Annotated in this window: 19 protein-coding genes; 6 read left to right on the top strand and 13 right to left on the bottom strand. The window is 31.6% G+C overall.

Features of this window, described 5'->3' with window-relative positions; all coding sequences use genetic code 11:
• Positions 1-115: 115 nt before the first annotated feature.
• Positions 116-1,879: an ABC transporter ATP-binding protein gene (locus JG554_RS02190; RefSeq protein ID WP_064209273.1), complete on the bottom strand. Its 1,764-nt coding sequence runs from the start codon at positions 1,877-1,879 to the stop codon at positions 116-118.
• Entirely contained in the window at positions 1,872-3,653 is a 1,782-nt protein-coding gene (locus tag JG554_RS02185; RefSeq protein ID WP_070037728.1) for an ABC transporter ATP-binding protein, read from the bottom strand. Before JG554_RS02185 ends, JG554_RS02190 begins: the two co-directional genes overlap by 8 nt.
• 186 nt (positions 3,654-3,839) lie before the next feature.
• On the opposite strand from JG554_RS02185, the gene JG554_RS02180 reads away from it, so the two are divergent.
• Positions 3,840-4,649, top strand: coding sequence for a VOC family protein (locus tag JG554_RS02180; RefSeq protein WP_203265359.1), 810 nt, complete (start codon positions 3,840-3,842; stop codon positions 4,647-4,649).
• A 181-nt stretch (positions 4,650-4,830) separates the two neighbouring features.
• Here JG554_RS02180 and JG554_RS02175 read toward each other — a convergent pair whose 3' ends face one another.
• From JG554_RS02175 to JG554_RS02160, 4 genes are all read right to left on the bottom strand, one after another.
• The gene (locus JG554_RS02175) at positions 4,831-5,490 is read right to left on the bottom strand and encodes an NAD(P)H-dependent oxidoreductase (protein WP_046206776.1); all 660 of its coding nucleotides are present in this window, start codon (positions 5,488-5,490) and stop codon (positions 4,831-4,833) included.
• A 118-nt stretch (positions 5,491-5,608) separates the two neighbouring features.
• Entirely contained in the window at positions 5,609-6,406 is a 798-nt protein-coding gene (locus JG554_RS02170; RefSeq protein ID WP_040029771.1) for a Cof-type HAD-IIB family hydrolase, read from the bottom strand.
• A gap of 274 nt (positions 6,407-6,680) precedes the next feature.
• Complete coding sequence (locus tag JG554_RS02165; protein WP_064209270.1) at positions 6,681-8,225, bottom strand: sodium:solute symporter family protein; 1,545 nt, start codon at positions 8,223-8,225, stop codon at positions 6,681-6,683.
• A 25-nt stretch (positions 8,226-8,250) separates the two neighbouring features.
• Positions 8,251-9,132: an N-acetylneuraminate lyase gene (locus tag JG554_RS02160; RefSeq protein ID WP_070037374.1), complete on the bottom strand. Its 882-nt coding sequence runs from the start codon at positions 9,130-9,132 to the stop codon at positions 8,251-8,253.
• A gap of 222 nt (positions 9,133-9,354) precedes the next feature.
• On the opposite strand from JG554_RS02160, the gene JG554_RS02155 reads away from it, so the two are divergent.
• Positions 9,355-10,227 carry an ROK family protein gene (locus JG554_RS02155; protein WP_070037371.1) on the top strand — a complete coding sequence of 291 codons (873 nt, stop codon included), beginning with the start codon at positions 9,355-9,357 and terminating at the stop codon, positions 10,225-10,227.
• Between the two features lie 358 nt (positions 10,228-10,585).
• On the opposite strand, the gene JG554_RS02150 is transcribed toward JG554_RS02155, so the two are convergent.
• Positions 10,586-11,383 (bottom strand): MurR/RpiR family transcriptional regulator, encoded by a 798-nt coding sequence (locus JG554_RS02150; RefSeq protein WP_019470049.1) that lies wholly within the window; start codon positions 11,381-11,383, stop codon positions 10,586-10,588.
• Between the two features lie 165 nt (positions 11,384-11,548).
• Here JG554_RS02150 and JG554_RS02145 point away from each other — a divergent pair, with 165 nt between their 5' ends.
• Positions 11,549-12,217 carry an N-acetylmannosamine-6-phosphate 2-epimerase gene (locus tag JG554_RS02145; protein ID WP_070037368.1) on the top strand — a complete coding sequence of 223 codons (669 nt, stop codon included), beginning with the start codon at positions 11,549-11,551 and terminating at the stop codon, positions 12,215-12,217.
• An 86-nt stretch (positions 12,218-12,303) separates the two neighbouring features.
• Here the strand turns inward: JG554_RS02145 and srtA are convergent, their stop codons facing one another.
• Entirely contained in the window at positions 12,304-12,903 is a 600-nt protein-coding gene (gene srtA, locus JG554_RS02140) for a class A sortase SrtA (protein WP_019470047.1), read from the bottom strand.
• Positions 12,904-13,065: 162 nt separating this feature from the next.
• On the opposite strand from srtA, the gene JG554_RS02135 reads away from it, so the two are divergent.
• Positions 13,066-14,235, top strand: coding sequence for an ArgE/DapE family deacylase (locus JG554_RS02135; protein ID WP_070037366.1), 1,170 nt, complete (start codon positions 13,066-13,068; stop codon positions 14,233-14,235).
• A 257-nt stretch (positions 14,236-14,492) separates the two neighbouring features.
• Here the strand turns inward: JG554_RS02135 and JG554_RS02130 are convergent, their stop codons facing one another.
• Positions 14,493-15,167, bottom strand: a complete 675-nt coding sequence (locus tag JG554_RS02130) for a haloacid dehalogenase type II (protein WP_203265358.1) — start codon at positions 15,165-15,167, stop codon at positions 14,493-14,495.
• A gap of 216 nt (positions 15,168-15,383) precedes the next feature.
• Here JG554_RS02130 and JG554_RS02125 point away from each other — a divergent pair, with 216 nt between their 5' ends.
• Positions 15,384-15,647: a hypothetical protein gene (locus JG554_RS02125; protein WP_019470044.1), complete on the top strand. Its 264-nt coding sequence runs from the start codon at positions 15,384-15,386 to the stop codon at positions 15,645-15,647.
• A gap of 351 nt (positions 15,648-15,998) precedes the next feature.
• Here JG554_RS02125 and JG554_RS02120 read toward each other — a convergent pair whose 3' ends face one another.
• From JG554_RS02120 to JG554_RS02105, 4 genes are all read right to left on the bottom strand, one after another.
• Positions 15,999-17,069, bottom strand: coding sequence for an NAD(P)-dependent alcohol dehydrogenase (locus JG554_RS02120; RefSeq protein WP_070037364.1), 1,071 nt, complete (start codon positions 17,067-17,069; stop codon positions 15,999-16,001).
• A 19-nt stretch (positions 17,070-17,088) separates the two neighbouring features.
• Complete coding sequence (xylB, locus tag JG554_RS02115) at positions 17,089-18,573, bottom strand: xylulokinase (RefSeq protein ID WP_238394785.1); 1,485 nt, start codon at positions 18,571-18,573, stop codon at positions 17,089-17,091.
• A gap of 16 nt (positions 18,574-18,589) precedes the next feature.
• Positions 18,590-19,885, bottom strand: a complete 1,296-nt coding sequence (locus JG554_RS02110) for an MFS transporter (RefSeq protein ID WP_225792159.1) — start codon at positions 19,883-19,885, stop codon at positions 18,590-18,592.
• A 199-nt stretch (positions 19,886-20,084) separates the two neighbouring features.
• Positions 20,085-21,110, bottom strand: coding sequence for a LacI family DNA-binding transcriptional regulator (locus JG554_RS02105; protein WP_019470039.1), 1,026 nt, complete (start codon positions 21,108-21,110; stop codon positions 20,085-20,087).
• Positions 21,111-21,572: 462 nt separating this feature from the next.
• Here JG554_RS02105 and JG554_RS02100 point away from each other — a divergent pair, with 462 nt between their 5' ends.
• Positions 21,573-23,552 carry a helix-turn-helix domain-containing protein gene (locus JG554_RS02100; protein ID WP_081338767.1) on the top strand — a complete coding sequence of 660 codons (1,980 nt, stop codon included), beginning with the start codon at positions 21,573-21,575 and terminating at the stop codon, positions 23,550-23,552.
• Positions 23,553-23,603: the final 51 nt, after the last annotated feature.

Here is a 23,603-nt window from a genome sequence, read left to right as displayed (position 1 = left end):
CAATAGTTCTTTAACTGCACCTCTTTTATTTTGGCTTTTGATTGTTTAGTTTCATTTAAATTTTGTAATAACGTTAATTTCCATACTTCATTGATTTTGTTTGAAAATGGGTAATTTAACCATTTTGTAATGCATACATATTATAATAAATACCATTTTTTTTAATCAGCGTTTCATGTGTACCTTGCTCTACAATTTCTCCGTGATTTAATACAAGTATTTTATCTGCATCCTGAATCGTAGAAAGTCTGTGCGCAATGGCTAAAGTGGTTCTTCCCTTTCTCATTGTATTCAAAGATTGTTGTATTTGTTCCTCTGTTTCAGAATCAATGTTTGCTGTCGCTTCATCTAAAATAAGTATTTTAGGATTTGTAGCAATTGTTCTTGCAAATGCTATCAATTGTCGTTCGCCACTTGAAAATGAGCTTCCTTTTTCAATCACTCTATGTTGATACTGACCTGACAATTTTTCAATAAAATGATGCGCATGTACAAATTCTGCTGCAGCTTTTACTTGTTCAAATGTCATCGTTGGATGATACAGTTTAATATTTGATGCAACCGTACCATAAAATATAAATGCGTCTTGAAGCACTAGCCCTATTTTCTGTTTTAATTCTTGTTTAGGGATTGTTTTTATTGAATATCCATCCACATTAATGCTCCCTCGTTCAAATTCATAAAAACGCATAAACAAATTTATAATTGAACTCTTCCCAGAACCCGTATGACCAACAAGAGCTACCATTTCACCAGGATTAACGGTAAAATTAATATTTTTTAATACATCTGTCTTTCCGTCATAGCTAAAACTGACTTCTCTAAATTCAATCTTTCCTTCTTCAATTGTGTACGATGGTACAGGTTGTTGTTCAGGTTCGTATGTGTCATCATCAATTAAAGTAAATACCCTACTCGCTGAAACTAAAGCTTGTTGCAAAATATTTAAATTTTGACTCACTTGATTAATTGGTTCAAAAAACCGTTCCATATATTGAACAAATGCAAATACAACGCCAGCCGTAATACCTGTCGTAAAGCTAATGATACCAAAATATCCCAAAATCATAACTACCGCAAAAATAGCTAGAGAACTTATTGCAGGTCTCAATAATAAACTATCAAGTTTCACAGTTTTTAACATATATTGATAATGTTCATCATTAATACGATTGAATTCACTGTTTAATCTTTTTTCTTGGTTAAACGCCTGTATTATCTTCATGCCTTCTATAGACTCTGCTAATTTTGTATTTAAATCGGACAATTTTTGTCTAGATTTTGCAAATAAAACAGCTGAGTATTTACGATAACTCGCAAGAATAAATATAATAACTGGTAAAAATATTAAAGATATTAAAGCCAATCTCATCTCTAAAATAAACATCATTATATAACTAGAAATCATCATAAAAAAGGCTATAAGAAATGTTGAAAATACGCCTATAATCATATCAACAATTGTCTCAGTGTCATTCGTTAACCTAGAGACTATACTACCACCTGATACCTTATCAAAATATTTCATTCCCAATTTACCTAATTTATTAAAAGCGTCAATTCTTAATTGTTGGATCACTTTAAAAGCAAGATATTGAAAAAGATATTGGCTTAAATACATTGTTACTGCACCTATTATTTGAATACTAATAAAGATAATCATCAGCCATATCATTGCTTGTTGGGGAAAAACGCGTGGCGTAAGATAATCATCAATAAATACTTTCACTAAGTAAGGCGTCAACATACTTGCAATCGTTGATATTGTTAACGTTAAAAATGCTAAAGCAATAGTTCCTTTATAAGGGGTCGTATACTTAAATAACCTAATCAAAGCCTGAGCTTGATCTTTTGCAGTTAAATTAACTTTCTCAGCCATTGGTATCGTCCCCTTTCGTTAAGTCATCTAAATTACGCGTGAGCTTTTGTTGTAAAGCTTGAGCTCGATATGTTTCGTAATACCATCCTTTTTGATTCATCAAAGTAGAATGTGTGCCCTTTTCCACAATCGTTCCTTTATCCATAACAATAATTTCATCCGCTTGTTTCACAGCACTCATCCGATGCGCAGTAATAATATTAGTTTTTCCTTTTCTTAGTTTTTTTAAATTGCTTAGTATCACTTCTTCGGTTTTGGCATCTACTGCAGAAAGGGAATCATCAAGTATTAATACCTCTGGGTCTATTAATAGCGCTCTCGCAATGGAAATTCTTTGTTTTTGTCCTCCTGACAATGATACGCCTCTTTCACCTACCACTGTTTGATATTGATCAGGAAAAGATAATATATCTTCATGAATATCACTTGCTTGACTTGCTGCAAATATTTGATTATCACCTATTTTTTCATTACTAAATGCAATATTATTACGAATTGAAGTTGAAAATAAAAAGTGTTCCTGTGGTACATATCCAAACTGATTTCTCAAAAGCTGTACATTATAATCTCGAATAGGATGCTCACCATATGTGATTTCATGCGTTTCTTTTGTATCATACTCTCTAAGTAGCAATCTAATCAGCGTACTTTTCCCTGAACCAGTTCTTCCAACGATGCCCACAGTAGTACCCTCCCTAACTTCAAAATGTACATTATAGATACCTTCTTTCGAATCACCCGGGAAATTAAATTCCTTAATATTAAACTCAATATTTCCAACGGGTCTAGTGTTAAGTTTATAATCTGTATCTATATCATTAGGGGTATTTTCTATTTCTTCAATTCGTTCATATGATGCCTTTGCCCTTTGAACGATATTAAAAAATAGTCCTAGTGCTAATAATGGCCAAACGAGCATCCCTAAATATGTCGTGAACGTAATCAGTTGACCAAGTGTGATTGTATTATTAAAAACCAATTTTGCACCAAATACGATTGATAAAAAGTAACTCATTCCTATCACTAATGTGATTGTTGGATCAAATAATGCATCAATTTTCGAAACTTTTAAATTTTTATCAACTACATCATCACTTAAATCTTTAAAATCTTGTTGGTCACTCGCTTCATAACCGAATGTCTTAGTTACTTTGATACCAGCAACACTTTCTTGAGTCTTATCGTTCAATCTACTAAACGCTGCTTGTGCTTTTTTAAATCCTTTACTAAGTAACGATCCATAAAAACTTGTTAACAATACCATAAAAGGTAGTGGTATCATTGCAATCAATGTTAATTTCCAGCTTACTGTTACAGCCATTGTGATCACCACTGTTCCACCAGTTATCAAAGAATCTGCAATCATCAATATTCCAGCACCCGCGGCATTTTGCACTGCTCTTATATCATTAGTTGCATGTGCCATTAAATCACCAGTTCTTCGATTTTGATAAAAGATAGCACTCATAACTGTATACTTTTTATATAAATATGTTCTTAATATTTGCCCCAACTTTTGACTAGTTCCAAATATTGATAATCTCCATATATACCTTAATACATAAGTTAAAATTGCTACCAATACTAATACCAAAAGATAAATCATTAATAGTTTAGGCGTTAATTTGTTTCCCACCATATCGTCAATAGTCTTACCTATAATCTGTGGAGGTAAAATTTCAATTAAAGCAATTAAAAATAATGTACTCAATCCAACAAGATAACTGCCTTTATGTTGTTTGAAAAACCATCCCAATTTCCAAAAAACTTGCATACGCTCACCCCACTCCATCCTCCAAATTGTCCATGTTCACATATTACCATATGTTGTTAAATGTAAATATAGAAGTGATATTAAACTTTATGTAATTCTACGTCATGAGACAATTAAATTGACTTGGTATACTTTTTATATTAATTTGTATCTATAACTCATAACCGAATATAAAGGAGCAAGGCGATGACTTTTCACGATAAATCAGCAATTCAAGTAACAAATATCACCTTAAACATTAAAAATTTACAAACGATGTTGAATTTTTATTCACATATTTTAGGACTTAAAGTGGTATCAACAAATGATACTTCTGCAGTTTTGCAAGTAGGTTTGAGCGGCCATACAATTACGTTATGTGAAATACCAGAGGGACGTCAGCCTACTTTAAGTGAAGCAGGACTATTTCACGTAGCATTTCTACTGCCCGACCGCAAAGACTTAGCTAATTTCTTATTTCATATTTCGCAATCAAACATTCCGGTTGGTGGTGGAGATCATCTAGTAAGTGAAGCTTTATACCTTAATGATCCAGAAGGTAATGGCATTGAAGTTTATTATGACAGACCTAAGTCTGTATGTTTGTGGGAAAATGATAAAGTGAAAATGGATACGTTACAAGTAGATACGAATGATTTACTTAATCAAAGAACAAAGATGGGCTGGGATGAAATGCCAAATAATGCGAAGATTGGACATTTGCATTTGAAAACATCCGACTTAACCATCGCTCAACATTTTTACATTGAGCAACTAGGTCTCCAGCATATTTCTAACTTCCCGCAAGCTCTATTTATGTCATCTAAATATTATCATCACCATATTGCAGTAAATAATTGGCAATCACGCTTACCTAGAGTTGAAAATGATACAAGCTATGGATTAGCCCATATCGATATTTATAAACCAAGTATCGATACTGAAGAAACTTTTTTTATAGATGGTTTAAGTATTAGATTACACAATAATATGTCATTAATTGCTGATAAAACTTAAAAACATTGACATCACACGCCATCAGTATAATAATCCAACTCACTTTTAAAGTTCATAAAACAAAGAAAACGTCAATTTCTGTAATGACAACAGAAATTGACGTTTATAATTCAATACATTGTATGAATGAATTGGCTTTCTTTTTTATGAATTTTAAATATTTGAGTCCTCGTAACGCTTATTATTCAACCCACTCTACTACATGTGATTGAGGTTGACGTACTTTTTCTTTTGCTGCGTTTTCTCTATAACCAAATGCAACCATTACAGATGGTGCAAAATGCGTTTCATCCATCAAACCTTCATCACTTAAAAATTGCGTAACAGCATCTAAATCAAATCCTTCCATAGGGCAAGAATCAATATTTAATAATGCTGCACTCGTCATCATATTACCTAGTGCAATATATGTTTGTTTTTTAGCCCACTCCAACAATGTCTGCGCACTATCATTAATATGGAAACTTGTTTGGAAATTATCAAATTTTTCTTCTGTAGCAGGTATACTGTCTTCGCTATATTGTTTAATGTCTCGAATCATATGTTGTACAAATGGTGATTTAGAAGTTACGTTTTTTCGCGCTAATAAAATTACAAAGTGGCTTGCTGTCTCTAACTGCCCTTTTGCACCCCAACTTATTTCTTTTAACTTATTTCTAATTTCAGAATTTTGTACTACGATAAATTTCCACGGTTCTAATCCTAGAGAACTTGGAGACAATCTACCCGCTTCTAAGATTGTGTTAAATTCACTTTCACTTATCTTTTTATCTGAATCAAACCTTTTTGTTGCATGTCTAAAATTAAACGCATTTATAATTGTCTGTTGCATATCATTCATTTCTTGTTTGCCTTCCTTTCCATTTGTAGCTTATATTTTTTAGTATAGAATAGGTTGTTAGACGGATGAAAGTAATATGTTTAAGCGTAATACTGCCAAAATTTTAAATATTAATTTTTCATTTTAGTACTTTATCTTCAATAATTGATAAAACACCTTGTTTATCATTTGACGGTGCTACATACTTTGCAATTTCGAATAAGGTTTCATCTTCACAATTTTCCATTACATAACTATGTGTTGCTAATTGCAGCATATCTAAATCATTATTTGCATCTCCAAAAGCCATGAGTTCATCTTCCGTTAGTCCCCATTTTTTTAATAATCTTGCTAACGCATTGCCTTTGGTCATACCAGGTAGAATGATATCGATACTATCTCGACCACTCGATACAAGTGATAAATCTTGTGAAAAGCGATTTGACAAATCTTCATCAAGTGTTGGATGTGTTGTTCTATCTATATTTAAGGCTATTTTTACATATGCATCTTCTGGTAAATTTTGCAAAGATGCTATTTCTTTTAATTGTCGATAATAAAAATGTGCATCTTTTTTAAATGATTGTGCATTATTCTTTAATATGTAAGCACTTTTTACGCCACAAACAATTATTTCATTGATACCACGCGTGATGTTTAAGTAATTAACAATATTATGGAAAACATCTTTTTCAAATGCTTGATAATCATACAACGTATTGTCTTCATAAATAACCGCACCGTTTTCCGCAACAAAAAACATAGCTTTATCTCCAAAAATAGATTTTAATTTTGCATATTGATTACCACTTGCTGCTATAAATTTAATATTTTCATTTTTTAATTGTTGAAAGATACGATTAAACCTTTCTTGATCATATTGTTTTTTTGAATCCAAAAATGTACCATCCATATCTACTGCGATTGCTTTTATCATACTTTTCATCCCCTCGAATACTCTGCTTATATCTGTAATTCATTATATCCATAATTTTCGAGGAATTAAAATGAATCACATATTTTATGCTGTAAATAACATGGTTTTCAAAGATTAAAAAAAGAGGCAGAATAGAGCGCATATACACAATATGCTTCATTCTACCTGCCTTTAATAGCTTATTCATTTTCTCAAAAATATTTTGAGATAAACAGAAGTAAATCGTTTTATAACTATTCAACGCATCATTTATTATACCTAACTACATAAAGCTTTAGACTTCTTGATTGTCTTCTTTCATACGGACTATAGAGACATAATTAGATTTTTCTTTAATATCATAGATGGTTAAACCAGTAATGTCTTTTTGTTTGCCTGGCACAATAATACTTATGATATAAGAGAAAACAAAGGCTACTATAAACGAAATAATTGATACATAAAATGGAGAATTGCCGCCACCCATACCATTAAAGATATAAGCAAAAATAATTCCAAAAATTAATCCCATCAGCACACCGAATGTATTCGTACGCCGTGTGAATATACCAACCGCAAACACACCAGCCAATGGCACACCCACTAATCCAGTAATTAACAAGAAAAGATCCCAAAGATCATTAGAATCTGCTGCAATTAGATATATAGACATGCCGAATCCAAATAAACCTGAAAGAATAATCATCCATCTCGCAAATCCTACTTCGCTTTTTTCATTTTTCTTGCCGAAGAATCTGTGCTTAATATCAACAGAAATACAAGCTGAAATTGAATTTAAACTTGAAGAAATGGTTGATTGTGCCGCTGCAAATATTGCTGCTATCAATAATCCAGCAACAAATGGTGGCATTTCAGTAAGTATAAAGTATGGTACTACAGATGAAGTATTAAAATCTTTAGGCAATGCACTTTCATGACTATAAAATGAGTACATCATTGTTCCCATACCATAGAATAAGGGCGCTGATATTAAAGCTAATAACCCGTTCGTCCATAAAGACTTTTTAGTTTCTGATATAGAATCTGACGCTTGATAACGTTGTACCACATCTTGACTTGCTGTGTATTGATGCAAGTTATTAAAAATGTTTCCTAAAAAGATGATAGGAATTGCTGCCGCGGCAGTATTAAATTTCCAGTTATCAGCACTAATGATTTTATTATGTTCCAGTGCATCACTGACAACGGTGCCCATTCCCCCTTGAATGTGGACGACACCTAAAATAATAATTGCTGCTGCCCCACCTAATAGAATGACACCTTGAATGAAATCACTCCATACTACACCTTCGAAACCTCCAAGAAATGTATAAAGAATACATAAGATACCAACCAAACTTGCCACAACATAAGGGTTCATATCTGACACAGATGTAATCGCTAATGTAGGTAAATAAATGACAATGGCTACTCTCCCAATATGGAATAATACAAATAGTAATGAACCAATAACACGAATACTAGGTCCAAAACGTGCCTCTAAATATTCATACGCAGATGTCACTTTTAATTTTTTAAAAAATGGTACATAAAAGTAAATAAGTAAAGGAATAATTGCTACAATCGCAATATTACCTGCAATATATGACCAGTCTGTTAAAAATGCTTTTTCTGGCGTAGACATAAAAGTAATCGCACTCAAAGTCGTTGCATAGATAGAGAACCCTACTGCCCATGAAGGCAAACGACCACTAGCCGTAAAGAAACTATCTGTACTTTGGCTTGCGCGTTTGGTAAAATATGCTCCGACTAAAAGCATAACTAAAAGGTAAATAACTACTGCTATCCAGTTCCATGTACCAAAACCTACTTGTTCCATTTAATTCATCCCCTTATACGGTAACCTACAAATCGTATTTGTTAATTAATGTTTCTAATTTAGCTCTGTTATTTTCATTGAATGGTTTAAATGGGCGTTTCGGTAAACCTCCGTCAATGCCACGTGTCGCTAAAATTTCTTTTAATGTAGAATAAATGCCCATAGACAACACATTTTCAATTATGTCGTTAGTATCATGCTGAATTTGATATGCTTCATCAATTTGACCGCTTTTAGCTTTTTCAAAAATTTGTCTTGCGCGTCTACCATTCACGTTATAAGTAGATCCAATTGCGCCATCCACACCAGAAATAGCTGCTTGCACTAACATTTCATCAAAACCTGAAAGTATTAATTTATCTGGATACGCTTTTCGAATACGTTCTAATAGGAAAAAATTAGGAGCTGTATATTTTACGCCAACCACTTTTTCATGATTAAATAATTCACCAAATTGTTCTATAGAAATGTTAACGCCAGTTAAGTCTGGAATTGCATAAATAATTAAATTATTTTGTGTCGCTTCAATTAATTCAAAATAGTAATCTTTGATTTCTTCAAATGAAAATGGATAATAGAACGGTGTAACTGCTGAAATCGCATCATATCCTAATTCAGTTGCATATTTACCTAACTCTATTGCTTCGTTTAAATCTAACGACCCAACTTGAGCAATCAATTTTACATTTTCATTAACCGCCTCTTTCACAACTTTAAAAACTTGTTTCTTTTGTTCTTTATTTAATAAGAAGTTTTCACCTGAACTGCCGTTAACATAAAGTCCATCTAAGCCTTCAGTTTCAATGGCATTTTGAGCAATTTGCGCCAATCCTTTCTCTTTAACCTGACCATCTTCATCAAATGGTACTAATAATGCTGCATATAAACCTTTTAAATTCTCTTCCATCGTATAACCCTCCATCTATATATTTAAGTTATTATTCAAAATCATTTATATAACTGTATAATGCTTTAAAAATATCTTTTATTTATTCTATTTACAGTTCAAATTGTAAACGCTATCATAGAGTGTGGCAATAGAATTTTGAAAAATACATCATTTTGAAACAATATAAGTGAAAATTTTTTCAATATCGATTTTCTTTTAAAAATTAAGGAGGATTTGTATATGCATCCATATAAGATTGCTATTGATATTGGAGGGACAGAAATTAAAGCAGCTGTAGTTGATCAATCATTAAATTTTATAGAATATATCAAAACACCTACCCCTAACAACATAGATACATTTATTAAGGATAAAATTTATAACATTGTAATGACGTTTCAAAAATCTTATCAAATATCCCCACTTTATGTCGGCATTTCTAGCGCAGGCGTTATAGACGAACGCCGTGGCATAGTTGAATACGCTGGTCCAACCATACCCAATTACGTAGATACTGACTTCAAGTGTTTGCTTAAACCATTAAATGCTCAGGTGAACGTATTTAACGATGTCAATGCAGCTTTGTTAGGGGAATTGGTTTTCCATGATTACAGCGCACAAAATATTTTTTGCTTAACACTGGGTACAGGAATTGGGGGCGCTTTTTATAATAAATATTCCCAACTATACAACGGGGAACGAAATCGTGCTAATGAAATTGGTTATTTACTTTTTGATAGACAAACAAACAAAACATTTGAACAACGTGCCTCAACAACTGCCTTAAAAACACTCATGTTAGAAAAAGGATTTATTTATCAAGACAATGTACCAAAATTATTTGAACTCGCAGATCAACAAGATAATCTTGCATTATCTATACTCAATCAATGGAGTGATTCAATCGCAGAAGGTATCGCTCAAATACAGATTATTTATGATCCCGGTTTAATTCTGATCGGTGGCGGTGTTTCTTCACAAGGACAAAATTTATTAAAATACATCGTACCTAAAGTCGAACATTACTTACCTGAGCAATACGGTCATGCTCATATACAAACAACGCGTACACAGAATCATGCTGCACTTTATGGCGCAGTCTCTAAATTTTAAAACAGCTATTGACGACGTTATGCTGTTATAGCCATGAAAATTACGTCCTTTATGTACCAAAACCATCAAAAATCCTACTATCAAAGAAATATTGATATTAAGCCAATTTTTCGTTTATGCAGGTATTTACTGTTGCACACGAAGAAAGCGGTCATAAATAAACACAATTAAGCGAGCACAGCACTTACTTGTTTCTTCATACTTTGAAATATATCCACCATATTAATGTCCATGGACTACAAAAGCGCCAAATTCTATATAATCTCAATAGAATTTGGCGCTTTTGTTTTAATCAAGGATACTTATATGCCTAACGAACCTCGTAACATTTATTTACGTGTTTACGTTCACAATGACTCTATTCATTTAACACTACTTTTTTCGTATGTTGATATACATTATGCATATATGTATCATCTAATAATAAGTAACTGACAATATCTATTAAAAACAATGTTGCGATTTGAGTATTAATAAATTGTGTGTCTTTATTTCTAGATTGATCAGTTGTTATGAGCACTAAATCTGCACACTCAGTAATTGGACTTCCTTCATAATTCGTTATAACTACGACATAAGCCCCGCGTTCATGTGCTACTTTGGCTGCAGCTATAAGCTCTGTAGTTTCACCACTATTTGAAATCGCTACAAATGTATCTGATGCTGATAACAAAGAAGCAAATATTTTCATTTGATGAGCATCTGTAGACACATTCCCTTTCAAACCCATTCTCATCATACGATAGTAAAATTCTGTAGCTGATAATCCAGAACTACCAAGACCTGCATAAATGATTTGTCTACTTCGAATAATTTGGTTAACAAAGCTTTGAATTTTTTCATCAGAAATAAATTCTCCTGTTTGCTGAATAATATTTTGATGATATTTATGAATACGTTGAATTAAAGGACTATTTTCTATTACTCTTTCCGACATTTCTTGCTGTAAATTAAATTTCAAATCTTGAAAGTTCTCATAATCTAATTTATTACTAAATCTTGTAATCGTTGCAGGCGAAGTACCAATCGCATATGCTAATGAATTAATTGTTGAAAATGTGTCGTCAAAGTCATTGTTTTGAATATACGCTACGATTTGTTTATCTGTTTTAGTAAATAAATGATGGTAACGTTGCACGCGATTTTCAAATTTCATATTATCTATCCTCCCATCCCAATCATAGCTATAGTATAAATGAAAATGTTTTTCATAACAATGAAATATATTGATTATTATTTTCTTGGTGTTATATTAAAAATATAAATCTATTAGATAGTAAAGTATTTTATTAAATCTACTAAAGTTACGGAGTGTATTATTATGTTACCACAAGGATTAATTGTCTCATGTCAAGCCTTGGAAAATGAGCCGTTACATTCATCTTTTATCATGTCAAAAATGGCTTTAGCTGCATATGAAGGTGGTGCTGTTGGCATTAGAGCAAACTCTAAAGAAGACATTATGGCGATAAAACAAGAGGTGAATTTACCTATCATCGGTATTGTCAAAAGAGACTATGCAAATTCTGATGTTTTTATCACCGCAACACGTAAAGAAGTCGATGAATTACTAGAAAGCAAATGTGAAGTTATTGCCTTGGATGCTACAAAGCAGGAGCGTCCTGAAGAATCATTACAAGAACTTGTTTCTTATATACGTCAGCAAGCACCAAATATAGAAATTATGGCTGATATCTCTACACTTGAAGAAGCACAATATGCTGATAAATTAGGTTTTGATTACATAGGAACGACCCTTCGAGGCTATACTGCTTATACTAAAGGACATATTTTGTATGAAGATAACTTCAAATTTTTAAAAGATGTGATTTCACATGTTCATGCAAAAGTTATAGCTGAAGGAAATGTCATCACACCTGAAATGTTTAAACAAGTTACAGCCTTAAATGTTCATTGTACAGTCGTCGGAGGTGCGATTACACGCCCTAAAGAAATCACCAAAAGATTTATTCAAGCAATTGAAAATTAACATTTAAAAAGTCCGTATTCAAACCCATGTTTTTACTTGGTAATGAATACGGACTTTTTATATGATTTTTTATTTAACGGTGCATGTTATAGTGCTTCGGCAATAAATATTTTTCTATCTTCCCACTCACCTGTTTGTTCATTGTAATTATCACATGTAATTAATGTTAGTTGCTTCTTATTCGATGCTTGTTCGTCCAACACTTCAACTTCATCTGGTTTCACATCATAAATTTTAGTAATCTGATACGTTCTTCGCTCATCTCCAACTTTAAAATAAACTTTGCTTCCCTTTTTCGTTTCAGGTAACCTAGAAAATTGATAATCCGAATGACCCGTTAATGTATGACCTGCAATTGCGATATTTTGATCCTCTAATGATTCGTTTGATTCCACAAAACTTACGCCTCTATCTAATTGTTTCGGCGTGGCCGGGCCAGGATAAACAGGTGTTTTAATATCTGCATCAGGAATTGATAAATAACCTGCCATCTTTGTCTTATCTTTAGGTATTTCTACTTTCTTTTTTTCAGAAGTTTTAGATTGTTGGTCATAATGTTCTATTTTATTTTCATTGTCTTTTTGAGTAAAATAATTATCAATCTTTGGTTTCATAAATAAATAAATTGCTATTATAATGAGTGCCACACCAATTAATGTTACAAGTCTACTTCCCCATTTTTTCATGTCACGCATGCTCCTTTGTCCAAATCAAAACATTCATTATAAGTATAGCACAACTCATTATCTAACAAAGCATATTTTTTTTGCATTAATCCTTTTATAGTTTTAAAAATTAATAATGTGGTAGATACTAAAGTATTCAATATATATAAAGGAAGTGTTTGTATGTCAGTATTTTCTAATGATGAGCGTGTAAAGATATTGTCTGACATTGTTGAAATTCAATCTGTGAACGAAAAAGAACTTGATGTCGCACATTATTTACAAGATTTATTTAATAAATTCGGAATTCAAACCAAAATCGAAAAACTGGAAGGCGAAAACACAAGAGCTAACTTAGTTGCAGAAATTGGTAACGGAAAACCTGTGGTTGGTATTTCAGGGCATATGGACGTTGTCACTACAGGTGATGAAAATTTATGGAATTATGATCCATTTAAGCTTACAGAAGATAATCAAGGAAGATTACACGGACGTGGTTCTGCAGATATGAAATCAGGACTAGCCGCTTTAGCAATTAGTTTAATAGAAATTAAAGAAGCAGGTACATTAAATCAAGGTACTATCAGATTTATGGCGACTGCAGGAGAAGAAGTAACGAGTGACGGCGCTGCATTATTACATGAAAAAGGCTATATGGATGACGTCGAAGCCCTATTAATCGCAGAGCCTTCACAAGATGGCATTGTTTATACACATAAAGGTACCATGGATATTCAAGTGATATCCAAAGGTAAATCTTCACACAGCTCAATGCCTGAATTAGGTTATAATGCGATTAATCCATTGGTCGATTTTATTCATTATTTAAATAAAGCGTATAACAAAGTTGATATTAAAAGTGAGTTGCTCGGTACGCCAACAATGAATTCAACAATCATATCCGGTGGTGACCAAGTCAATTCTATACCAGCGTATGCTGAGTCACTGTTTAACATGCGTACCATACCAGATTATGATAATAATAAATTTGAGGCGTTATTTAACAGTATAAAAGATCAAGTTAACCAAGAAAGTGACGCTGATATAACTGTTAACCCTTATGTAAACCGCGATCCTGTATATACTAAGGGAGATAATACATTCTTAAAATTAGCTAAATCTTTAGGTGATTCCTATTTTGATAGAAATCTGGATGTGACTTCTTCTACTGCAACTACAGATGCATCATATTTAATGAAAGATAAAGATGAAAGTTTCTCATTTGTAATGTATGGCCCAGGTGAGACTGGACAAGCACATCAAGTTGATGAATATGTTTATAAAGATGCTTATCTAACTTTTATAGATTTATATAGCCAGTTATTACCACAATATTTAAATACGGCTAAATAAAATCACTAAGCACGTGATATAACACGCTTACAATCACTAAACAAAGCTTAATACAGAAACTGCGTACTCTATAAATGGCTAATCCATACGAAGTGGATTAGCCATTTTGTATTTAACATTTTCAATTTTACCATCACATATTTAACTAGAGTAAATAGTATAAACATTCAAAACTGACATCCATTTTTTCATTCAAATTACTATGATGATTTTTCACTTTTAATGACTGTAAATACTCTCTGGACAATCTTAAATGTTTATTTATTCATCTCTAACCAATTAATTAATTCATTTAAATTGTTAACTGTTATTGTAGGATTTTGTCCATTATAATCAAAATGTCCATTTTGTCTATTCACGCAAGCTGTATCAAAACCGAAATTGGTTGCTCCCGTTACATCCCAAGAATTAGAAGAAACAAATAATATCTCTTCTCTTTTCAGATGATGATATTTCAAAATCAATGCATAACTTGCAGGGCTGGGTTTATATTGTTTAATTTCATTAACGCTCATAACTGTATTAATATTTTCCCCTAACTCAGAATTATCAATCAATGGTCTAAGCATGTTATCATTTCCATTAGATAGTATACCAACATCGATATTCATATTATTAAGTTGCGCGAGTATTTTAGGTACTTCGTAAAAATACTCTAAATTTAAAAAAGCATCAAACAACCTGTTTATATCTTCACGATCATATTGTATTTTGTGTTCATCCATTGTATAACGTAAAGCTTCTTTCGTTAACTCATCAAAGGAAATATATCTTTGCATAATTTGTTTTAAAAACATGTGATTTAATTGCGTTTTTCTCCACATCTTTGAAATTGATGTTGCTTGTTCATCATCAAATTGCGTCATACCTTTTTTTAAAGAGGACATGTCAAAAAGTGTTCCATAAACATCAAAAATAATTGCTTTATACATTTTAAACCTCCTATTCAAAACACACATTTACTTATTCTTTATCACATTTCAACAAAGTCAAACAGTTTATTATCATTTTTATTTTTATGTAAATTGATAAGGACAATTGAAAAGATATTCACTCTATCGTTTATTAATTTTTTGTAAATTTCTTTAAATATAGCTTTATTATACTACAAATCGGTTATAGAACAGTAAGAAGGGAGGCTGGTTGTTATGAGAAGGATGTTTCTATTAGATTTACTAAACCTCTTTTTTATCGCCGTAGGTTACATGTTGATGATTACTTTGATTTTACTTTCTTTTGACTTCTTGCAAATAAAAACAACCGGTTCAGTATTTTTAGAATCATTAAGTTCAGTTACTATTTTCCAATTTTTCAGCAATCCTATTTTTAACGGATTATTCACTTTATTTTTAATTGTATCTTCCCTAATATTTCTGTACAAAGCATTTGAACTTTATCAAAAAAATAAGTAATTATCATTGCTCTTCAATTAATTCAAAGCTTAATTTTATATCACTACAAATAAGCACCTATTTTTTATTTATAACGCATATCATTTATTTATTTTAAATTTTTTGAATTTTATATTGTAACAATACATTTTAAGATATATAATATTCTAAGAGAATGTTTCGTGCTATATCTCTAGGCTTTTATTGCCATCTATCATCATAGTTATATTCCATTCCCAGAATTAAACTTTATGCACCCATTAACACTAATGGTATCGCACTGCATTCTCAACAAATGTGCTAAAGTTGCTCATTTGAAAAGAGATCTAAAATCACTTTCAGGCAGTGATTTTAGATCTTCTTATAATACTATTACTTTAATTTCCCATTAGGATAAACCATAACTTTTAATGATCCGCTTTTATTGGTTCTTGCTCTTTCCATTGCCTCTTGTGCATCTTCCAAATCATATGAATCGGTAAACATTGTATTTAAATTAGCTGCAGTTGAAGATAACATCTCAAGGCCCATTGGATAAGTATTGGCATATCTAAAGATACCTACGACATTAATTTCATGGTTAGCGATAAAAGGTATATTTAACTCAATATTTTCTTGTTGTGGCAAGCCAACTATTGCTAAAGTTCCGCCATTGTTCAAGACCGCTAGTGCATTTTGTAAGGCTGTTGGATTACCTGCAGTTTCAAAAGCATAATCTACACCGTTATGATTTGTTATTTCATTGATACGGGTAATAACATCTTCTTCTTTAATATTTATAACATGTGTTGCACCAAGTTCTAATGCCTCATCCAATCTTATTTGTTCAAGATCTGACACTATAATTCTTGTAGCACCAAAAGCTTTTGCTGCTACAACAGCCATCAAACCAACTGGGCCCATACCCATTATTACTACCGTGGAACCTGGTTGAACGTTTGCACGTTTACATGCTTGTACGCCAACTGAAAATGGTTCATTTAATGTTGCTTCTTCATATGATAGTGCATCAGGAATATGGAATAAAAATCCTTCAGGATGACTTATATATTGACTAAAAGCACCATCAATAGGAGGCGTAGCTAAAAACTTAACATCAGGACATAAGTTATATTTACCAGCTTTACAGTATTCGCACTCTCCACAGGGAACTCCAGGTTCAATAGCAACTCTATCCCCGGGTTTAAAATGTGTTACTTTTGAGCCGATATCAGCAACGATCCCTGAACATTCATGTCCTAAAATCAATGGTTTTTCAACAACAAATTCCCCTACACGACCGTGTTCATAATAATGAACATCCGATCCACAAACACCTACCGCCATCACTTTTACTAAAACATCTGTAGGTCCTAATTTAGGAACGTCTACTTCTTTAAGTTCCATCTCAAATGGTTTATTTAATAATGAAATGTTCATAGTTTCTGGAATATTATTATTCATTTTAAATTCCTCCTAATAGTTAATTAATATTTAATAAGTTTTCTGTTATCGTTTTTGTCTGAGCGTATATATTCTTATAAATTTCAAAATACTGTTTATATTTTTTATGATTTTCTATATTTGGTTTATATGTCTCTCCTAGCGCTATAAATGTTTCAGCACATGCTTGCATTGTATTAAACCAACCTAATCCATATGCAGCTAACATGGCTGCTCCTACACCTGGACCTTCTTCATATTTCAATGCAGTGACCTGAGTATTGAAAATATCTGCTTGCATTTGTAACCAAAAACTACTTCTAGCGCCACCACCAATCGAAATAATTTCATCAATATGCCTACCGTTTTCTCTCATATATACAATGGATTCATATAGTGAATAAGTAATGCCTTCCACTGTAGCTCGTGCAAAATCCGCTTCTTCTGTATTACTATTTATCCCAATGAAACTTCCTCTAATATATGCATCACCATGTGGTGTTCGCTCACCTTGAATGTATGGTGAAAACAACAAACCATTTGCTCCAATAGTAGATTTCTCAGCAAAATTCAAGATTTCATCAAATGAATATGCTTTAAAAAGCTTTTCTTTGAGCCAATTTAAACTATGACCTGCACTTAATGTGACACCCATTGCATACGACATATTAGGCATGGCATGTTTAAAGAAGTGAATGTTATGTCCATAATCTACTTGATTATTTGTAGTACACGATAAAATCACACCTGAAGTTCCTATACTACATAACGTTTGACCTTCATTAATAACACCTGAACCTAAAGCGCCACATGCATTATCTGCACCACCAGCAAAAACAGCAATATCTTCTTTAATGTTTAGTTCTTTTTTAACTATTTCTGTAACATTACCTACATAACTATGCGACTGTACTAACGGTGGGTATATATCACCAAGTTCCAACTTGTCCCCAATTTCTTTTTCCCAGTCATTTGTTTTTGGATTGAAAAGAAGCGTACCTGCTGCATCACTATATTCCATAGCAATATGACCTGTTAGTCGATAGCGTACATAATCTTTAGGTAACAAAAACACTTCTAATTGTTGCCAATAATTTGGTTCGTTCTGTTTCATCCATAAAAGTTTAGGTAATGTAAAACCTTCAAGTATAGGATTATTTAAAAGTGTCTTCCCAAATTTGTTTTCTAATTCCTCGCATTGTTTAGTAGTTCTAGTGTCATTCCATAGTATTGCATTTCTAATAGGTTGGTATGTTTTATCCAGTGGTACTAAACCATGCATTTGTCCAGAAAACGAAAGGGCGCTAATACGTTTATTTGTCATTGTCTCTGTATTTATTAACTTTTTTATACCTTCTTTTACTGCCTCCACCCATGATTCAGGATCTTGTTCACTGTAGCCAATATATGGCTGACTCAATTTCAAAGGAATACTTGATTGTTCAATAACATGACCGCTTTTATTCACAGCAATAATTTTAACTGAACTCGTACCTTTGTCTATACCAAGTACAACCTGTTCCAATTTACATCTTCCTTTCTTAATAATTTTCAATTTGTGCATTTAATGCTTCAACTTTATCGTCCCCAATGCCTGGTTGATGAACTTTAATATAATAAGTGATTGCTGCACCTACGAAATAACAAATAGCAAAAGCCCATACGACGCCAACTTCGTTGAATAAAGGTAATATAAGCGTGGCAATTAATGGTGCAATAAAATTACTCAATCCAGCAGCAAGATTATGTGAAGAAAGTGTAGCACCAATATGATCAGGCTCTAAAGCTGTAAAAATTGCAAAAATAGGTACAAATGCTGATTGTGTAATACCGAATAATACTGCACATAAAATTGCAATTGCAAACACATCACCACTAAGTATTGGTAAATAATAAAATAATAATGTCGTGATGCCACAACCGATACAACCAAATAACATCACTTGACGTTTCCAACCAATTTTATCAGCAATAATACCCCAAACTACATCACCAACGATACACGTCACATGCATTGTTCCCCATGTCCATAACCATTGTTGCATTGAAAATCCAATAGTTTCCGTGAATAATACTGGAAAGATAATAACTAGCCCAAACAAAGACAATTGATTAATGATGCGTACGATAAAGACTTTAATAATTTCTGGATTCTTATAAACTACGCCGATATCTTTTAATACTTTAGTATATCTTTGTTTAACCGAAAGCGTTATATTCGGCTTTACATCCCGTTTTCCTACAACGATAAATGCAATTAAACCTCCTATAAAAATCCATATTAATGACATCCATAGTGTTCCATTAAAACCTATAAATGGAATAGTGAAACTAGGTAAATAAGTACCAATTACCCCCATTCCAACTGAGAACATTGCCCAAAACCAACCAATTGCTGTGGCTAATCTTGCTTTATCAGTGATATAGGTTACCCATACTAAGAAACCATATAAAAACAAAGGATAACCTAATCCTCTAATACCATATAACACTAACATCATAGGCAAATTTTCCATTCCTATTCCAAACACTAAAAAAAGCACGTGGAAAATTAACCATATTATTGTTCCTAAAGCCATTATTTTCCTAGGACCGTAAACATCAGATAAAACAGCCGCTAACCAAGAACCCACAACTACCATCACGCCATAGACTGTAAACACTAAGGAAGCTTGACCACCAGAAAAACCGATATCAACAATATTTTTTGATAAAAATGCCTGTTCGATCCCATCTCCTGTCATAAAAATAAATATAGCTATAAGTGCAATAAAAATAATTTTCGGGATTCCCATCCATGTTTTTGGACTATCTTTAGAAATTGTAATGTTATTCAAAATATTTCCCCCTTATTTAAAAATATAACTAAAATAAACTTAAACGTTTAAGTTTTAGCGATTAAGTTAACGGGATTAAAATCAAATGATTTCAAAAACCCGTCTTGTTTAAACAATTCATAATACAATATCTACTCCAATGTATATAATCATAACAACAATCAACAAGTATCAGACTTGGAATACATTTTAGTTTTTATCATAATGACTTATCTTTTATAAATGAACAAGATTCACGTATGATTAGTTTTGTATTTAGTTCAATCGAAGAGACATTTTCCCCTTGAATTAGATGATTGATCATTTCGCCTGCGACACGACCTATCTCTTTTGTAGGTTGTGAAATGACAGATAATTTTGGAGTATAAATTTCATTCCAGTAACTATCATCAAAACCAATGATAATCATATCTTGAGAAATTTTTTTGCCACTTTCTTTTATTGCTTGTAAAGCACCTAATAACAATAAATGATTAGTTGCCACAACAGCTTGAACCTGTTTGTTAATTAATGATTTAGTCGCATGATACCCACTGTCAATTTGTGCATCCGTACCCAATTGCTGATTGCTATAATAAATGAGTTGCTCATCTAACTTAATATTATTTTTTTTCAACGCTTGTTCATATCCAGATTTCCGTTCTGACGTTGTGCTTATATCAGGATTCGCTAACAGTAACCCTATATTTTTACAGGTACTATCAATAATTCTCTGAGTTGCATCAAACGCTGCTTTCTTGTTATCCACGCTTATAGAAGGTAAATATGTACCATCTACTTTCCTATCTATAGTCAAGATAGGTGTTTGGCTCCACTCTTTCTTAAATTTTAATTTAGACTTCACTGGAACTAATATAATAGCGCTTACATTTTGCGCGATAAATGTTTCTATCAACGCTTGTTGTCTTAACTCGTTTTCCTCAGACGACACAACAGCTACATGCAATTGATGTTTTTGACATTCGTTGTTTAATTCTGTCAGTATCTCAGTAAAAAAAGGATTTTGATCAGGTACAATAAAAACAATTAAATTAGACTGCCCTGTTTTTAAACTTCTTGCAAATTGATTCGGTTCATAATGCAATTTATCAATTGCATCTAATACTTTCTGCCTCGTCTTTTTACCTAATTCAGTACTTTTGTTATTCAATACATTGGAAACGGTCGCAATTGATACCCCAGCAACTTTTGCTACATCATGAAGTGTAGGTTTATTTTTTTCCATGCCACTCACCTTAAACGTTTAAGTTATTTGCTTCGACTTATTCATGTCAGCTAGATTCATTATATATATTCACCACAATAAATGCAAGCGCTATCATAAATATTGAGATTTTTTCATTTTCAAGTAAATTAAATAGAAACCTATCATTTTATTACTTCAAAAGGCATTTTATTTTCCAAAATAGTGATTTTTCTATCTATACTCATATCCAAAATACGAATTATTAATTCTTAATATCATTTTAACAAACTTTATTTGTAACCTAACTATTTTGTCTGTGTCGGTTGTACAATAACGTTAATCATTTAATTGTGAGTGTAACAAAATAAAGTAAAGGTGATCTTTGTGATAAGCTCTCTATCAATAAAAAATCATTATATGACTAAGTTGGCAAGATGCATAAATGAAATTATTATTTTAATTCCTATAAATAAATCATGTAAAATAAATTTAAATGGATCGATGATAACTATTGATCACGCTTGTATAATCAATAATGCAGACCTTTATCAATATATCGATATTGATAATTTAATAGAACTTAAGATTCCATTACCTTTATTTATAGAAAAAGATAAATCCATCGCTAATGCTTTGTTTGATATCAAACAAATTAAATATATAGAGCAATTTCGAAACTTAGTTTTGCAAAAATTACAGAATCATACTCAAAATAGAAAATGTATGCATCTTTATATATCTAATATTATTGAGTTTTTACTTAAAGAAGCAAAAGTTGATTTAGACGATCAATATCTACCTATTTTGTATACTAAACACCCTCTGGTTCAACGTTTGACTCAATACATACATAAACACATCAATGAACCTTTAACTACAAAACAAGTATCTAATGCTTTTTATATATCACAATCATATATATCTATTTTATTTTCCAAAATATTAAATATGAACTTCAAACAATATACAAGTTCTCTTAAAATTGCATTATCTTTATTTGATTTATTAGAGAAAGAACAAAGCATTTACGACGTCGCATTAAAATATAGTTTCACTAATGTTAGTACATATTCTAAAAATTTCAAATTCTATATAAAGATGCCGCCAAAATTCTATATTCATCAATTCAGAAAAAATGATTTAAATTCACTATACCAAGTTTCGTTAAGCACTCCCAACTTAAGAAAGACTATCAACAAATTATATAATTTTTCTCATAATCAACATATTTCGTCTAATCAAATCGTCTTGAATAAACTGAAGTATACTCAGAAATTTAATATGACACGTACTTTTATCACGTTTAATGATATACATAAGTTAATCTCATTTAATCAATCTACTTTTTCAATTAATATGCTATCGCTAATTTCAAAACCAAATTTAATTTTACTTCACACTAATTTCGATGATTTAAACAAATTAGACCATCACAATGTATTTGCAGCAATCAAACAATTGCTTATCAAAGGTTTTGAAATAACTTTGAAAGTTGATAATCCATCCTTTTCACAATCAATTGATTACCAAATTATAAAACTATTGACTTCATTAACGCTGCTTAATGAACATATTTCAAATGTTAGTTTACTTATTGAAACAAACCATAAAACATTTAAAAATGACCAAAGATTAATTGATAACTTTAAACAACAGTTCCCCACTATAAAATGTGCGGTTAATGTTGGACATATCTTGGAAAACAGTGGAAACTTTTCAAGATTTCAAAAAAATATTAGTTCATTAAATGCTGATTTTTATTTCATTGATACAGATTGGTATTTACTAAAAAACATTATATCAAGAAACTGGTTCAACACTGATAATGCTTTTGATACCCATCAGACCATTATGTTATTTTTAAACCAATTACATCCAACTATTGCCAAAAAAGTGGTTTTTAATAATCTCACACATTCCAATTTAAAACATTATTATAAAGATATGTCCATTTCACCACATATCTTACTGATGCATTTGCTAATTGATTTTCAAACATTAATTGGTGGCTTTGCATTTCCATATTTTTCTGAAGATGATGAACAATTTATGCTGATTAATCATAATTGTAGTACCATGCCAATCGTTCACGTTTTCAGTTTATTAAAACCTTTTTTAAATTTGCATATCGCTAAATTCCCTTATGGTTTAATTGGTAAATCTAAACATCATTTTCACATGCTATTATTTAATAGTTTAAACTATTCAACACCAACATCTGACCTAATTGCAAATATCGTTCATAATTACATCACTGATTTTCCAGTTTACACACGAGTGCTTAACGAAAATCACGGTATCATTTCACATTTGATCCCAAATAACCTGGACTTAAGCGCTATTGATTCCAAAATTCTCGAACAAATCAACAAGGCTAATACTCCACTTTCTAAGTTAACGATGCATAGTTATCATAATTTACTAGCTATTACAGTTACAAAATCAGAAATAAAATATATCATGTTTCCGATTAATTCTTGATTTATCAAAAATACATTAAAAACATGACAAACGAGATAGATATCAATAATA

This window comes from Staphylococcus sp. 11-B-312, from assembly GCF_016743055.1.
Classification (GTDB): Bacteria; Bacillota; Bacilli; order Staphylococcales; family Staphylococcaceae; genus Staphylococcus; species Staphylococcus ureilyticus.
This window is presented reverse-complemented; position numbering and strand designations above follow the sequence as displayed.

Bases quoted from the DNA above. Each gene is read 5' to 3' on its own strand.
- JG554_RS02130 (WP_203265358.1), bottom strand. From the start codon at position 15,167: ATGTATAAAGCAATTATTTTTGATGTTTATGGAACACTTTTTGACATG.
- JG554_RS02160 (WP_070037374.1), bottom strand. From the start codon at position 9,132: ATGGAAGAGAATTTAAAAGGTTTATATGCAGCATTATTAGTACCATTT.
- JG554_RS02190 (WP_064209273.1), bottom strand. From the start codon at position 1,879: ATGGCTGAGAAAGTTAATTTAACTGCAAAAGATCAAGCTCAGGCTTTG.
- JG554_RS02145 (WP_070037368.1), top strand. From the start codon at position 11,549: ATGTTACCACAAGGATTAATTGTCTCATGTCAAGCCTTGGAAAATGAG.
- JG554_RS02120 (WP_070037364.1), bottom strand. From the start codon at position 17,069: ATGAATAATAATATTCCAGAAACTATGAACATTTCATTATTAAATAAA.
- JG554_RS02180 (WP_203265359.1), top strand. From the start codon at position 3,840: ATGACTTTTCACGATAAATCAGCAATTCAAGTAACAAATATCACCTTA.
- JG554_RS02100 (WP_081338767.1), top strand. From the start codon at position 21,573: ATGATAACTATTGATCACGCTTGTATAATCAATAATGCAGACCTTTAT.
- JG554_RS02150 (WP_019470049.1), bottom strand. From the start codon at position 11,383: ATGAAATTTGAAAATCGCGTGCAACGTTACCATCATTTATTTACTAAA.
- JG554_RS02170 (WP_040029771.1), bottom strand. From the start codon at position 6,406: ATGATAAAAGCAATCGCAGTAGATATGGATGGTACATTTTTGGATTCA.
- JG554_RS02165 (WP_064209270.1), bottom strand. From the start codon at position 8,225: ATGGAACAAGTAGGTTTTGGTACATGGAACTGGATAGCAGTAGTTATT.
- JG554_RS02155 (WP_070037371.1), top strand. From the start codon at position 9,355: ATGCATCCATATAAGATTGCTATTGATATTGGAGGGACAGAAATTAAA.
- JG554_RS02175 (WP_046206776.1), bottom strand. From the start codon at position 5,490: ATGAATGATATGCAACAGACAATTATAAATGCGTTTAATTTTAGACAT.
- JG554_RS02125 (WP_019470044.1), top strand. From the start codon at position 15,384: ATGAGAAGGATGTTTCTATTAGATTTACTAAACCTCTTTTTTATCGCC.
- JG554_RS02185 (WP_070037728.1), bottom strand. From the start codon at position 3,653: ATGCAAGTTTTTTGGAAATTGGGATGGTTTTTCAAACAACATAAAGGC.
- JG554_RS02105 (WP_019470039.1), bottom strand. From the start codon at position 21,110: ATGGAAAAAAATAAACCTACACTTCATGATGTAGCAAAAGTTGCTGGG.
- srtA (WP_019470047.1), bottom strand. From the start codon at position 12,903: ATGAAAAAATGGGGAAGTAGACTTGTAACATTAATTGGTGTGGCACTC.
- JG554_RS02135 (WP_070037366.1), top strand. From the start codon at position 13,066: ATGTCAGTATTTTCTAATGATGAGCGTGTAAAGATATTGTCTGACATT.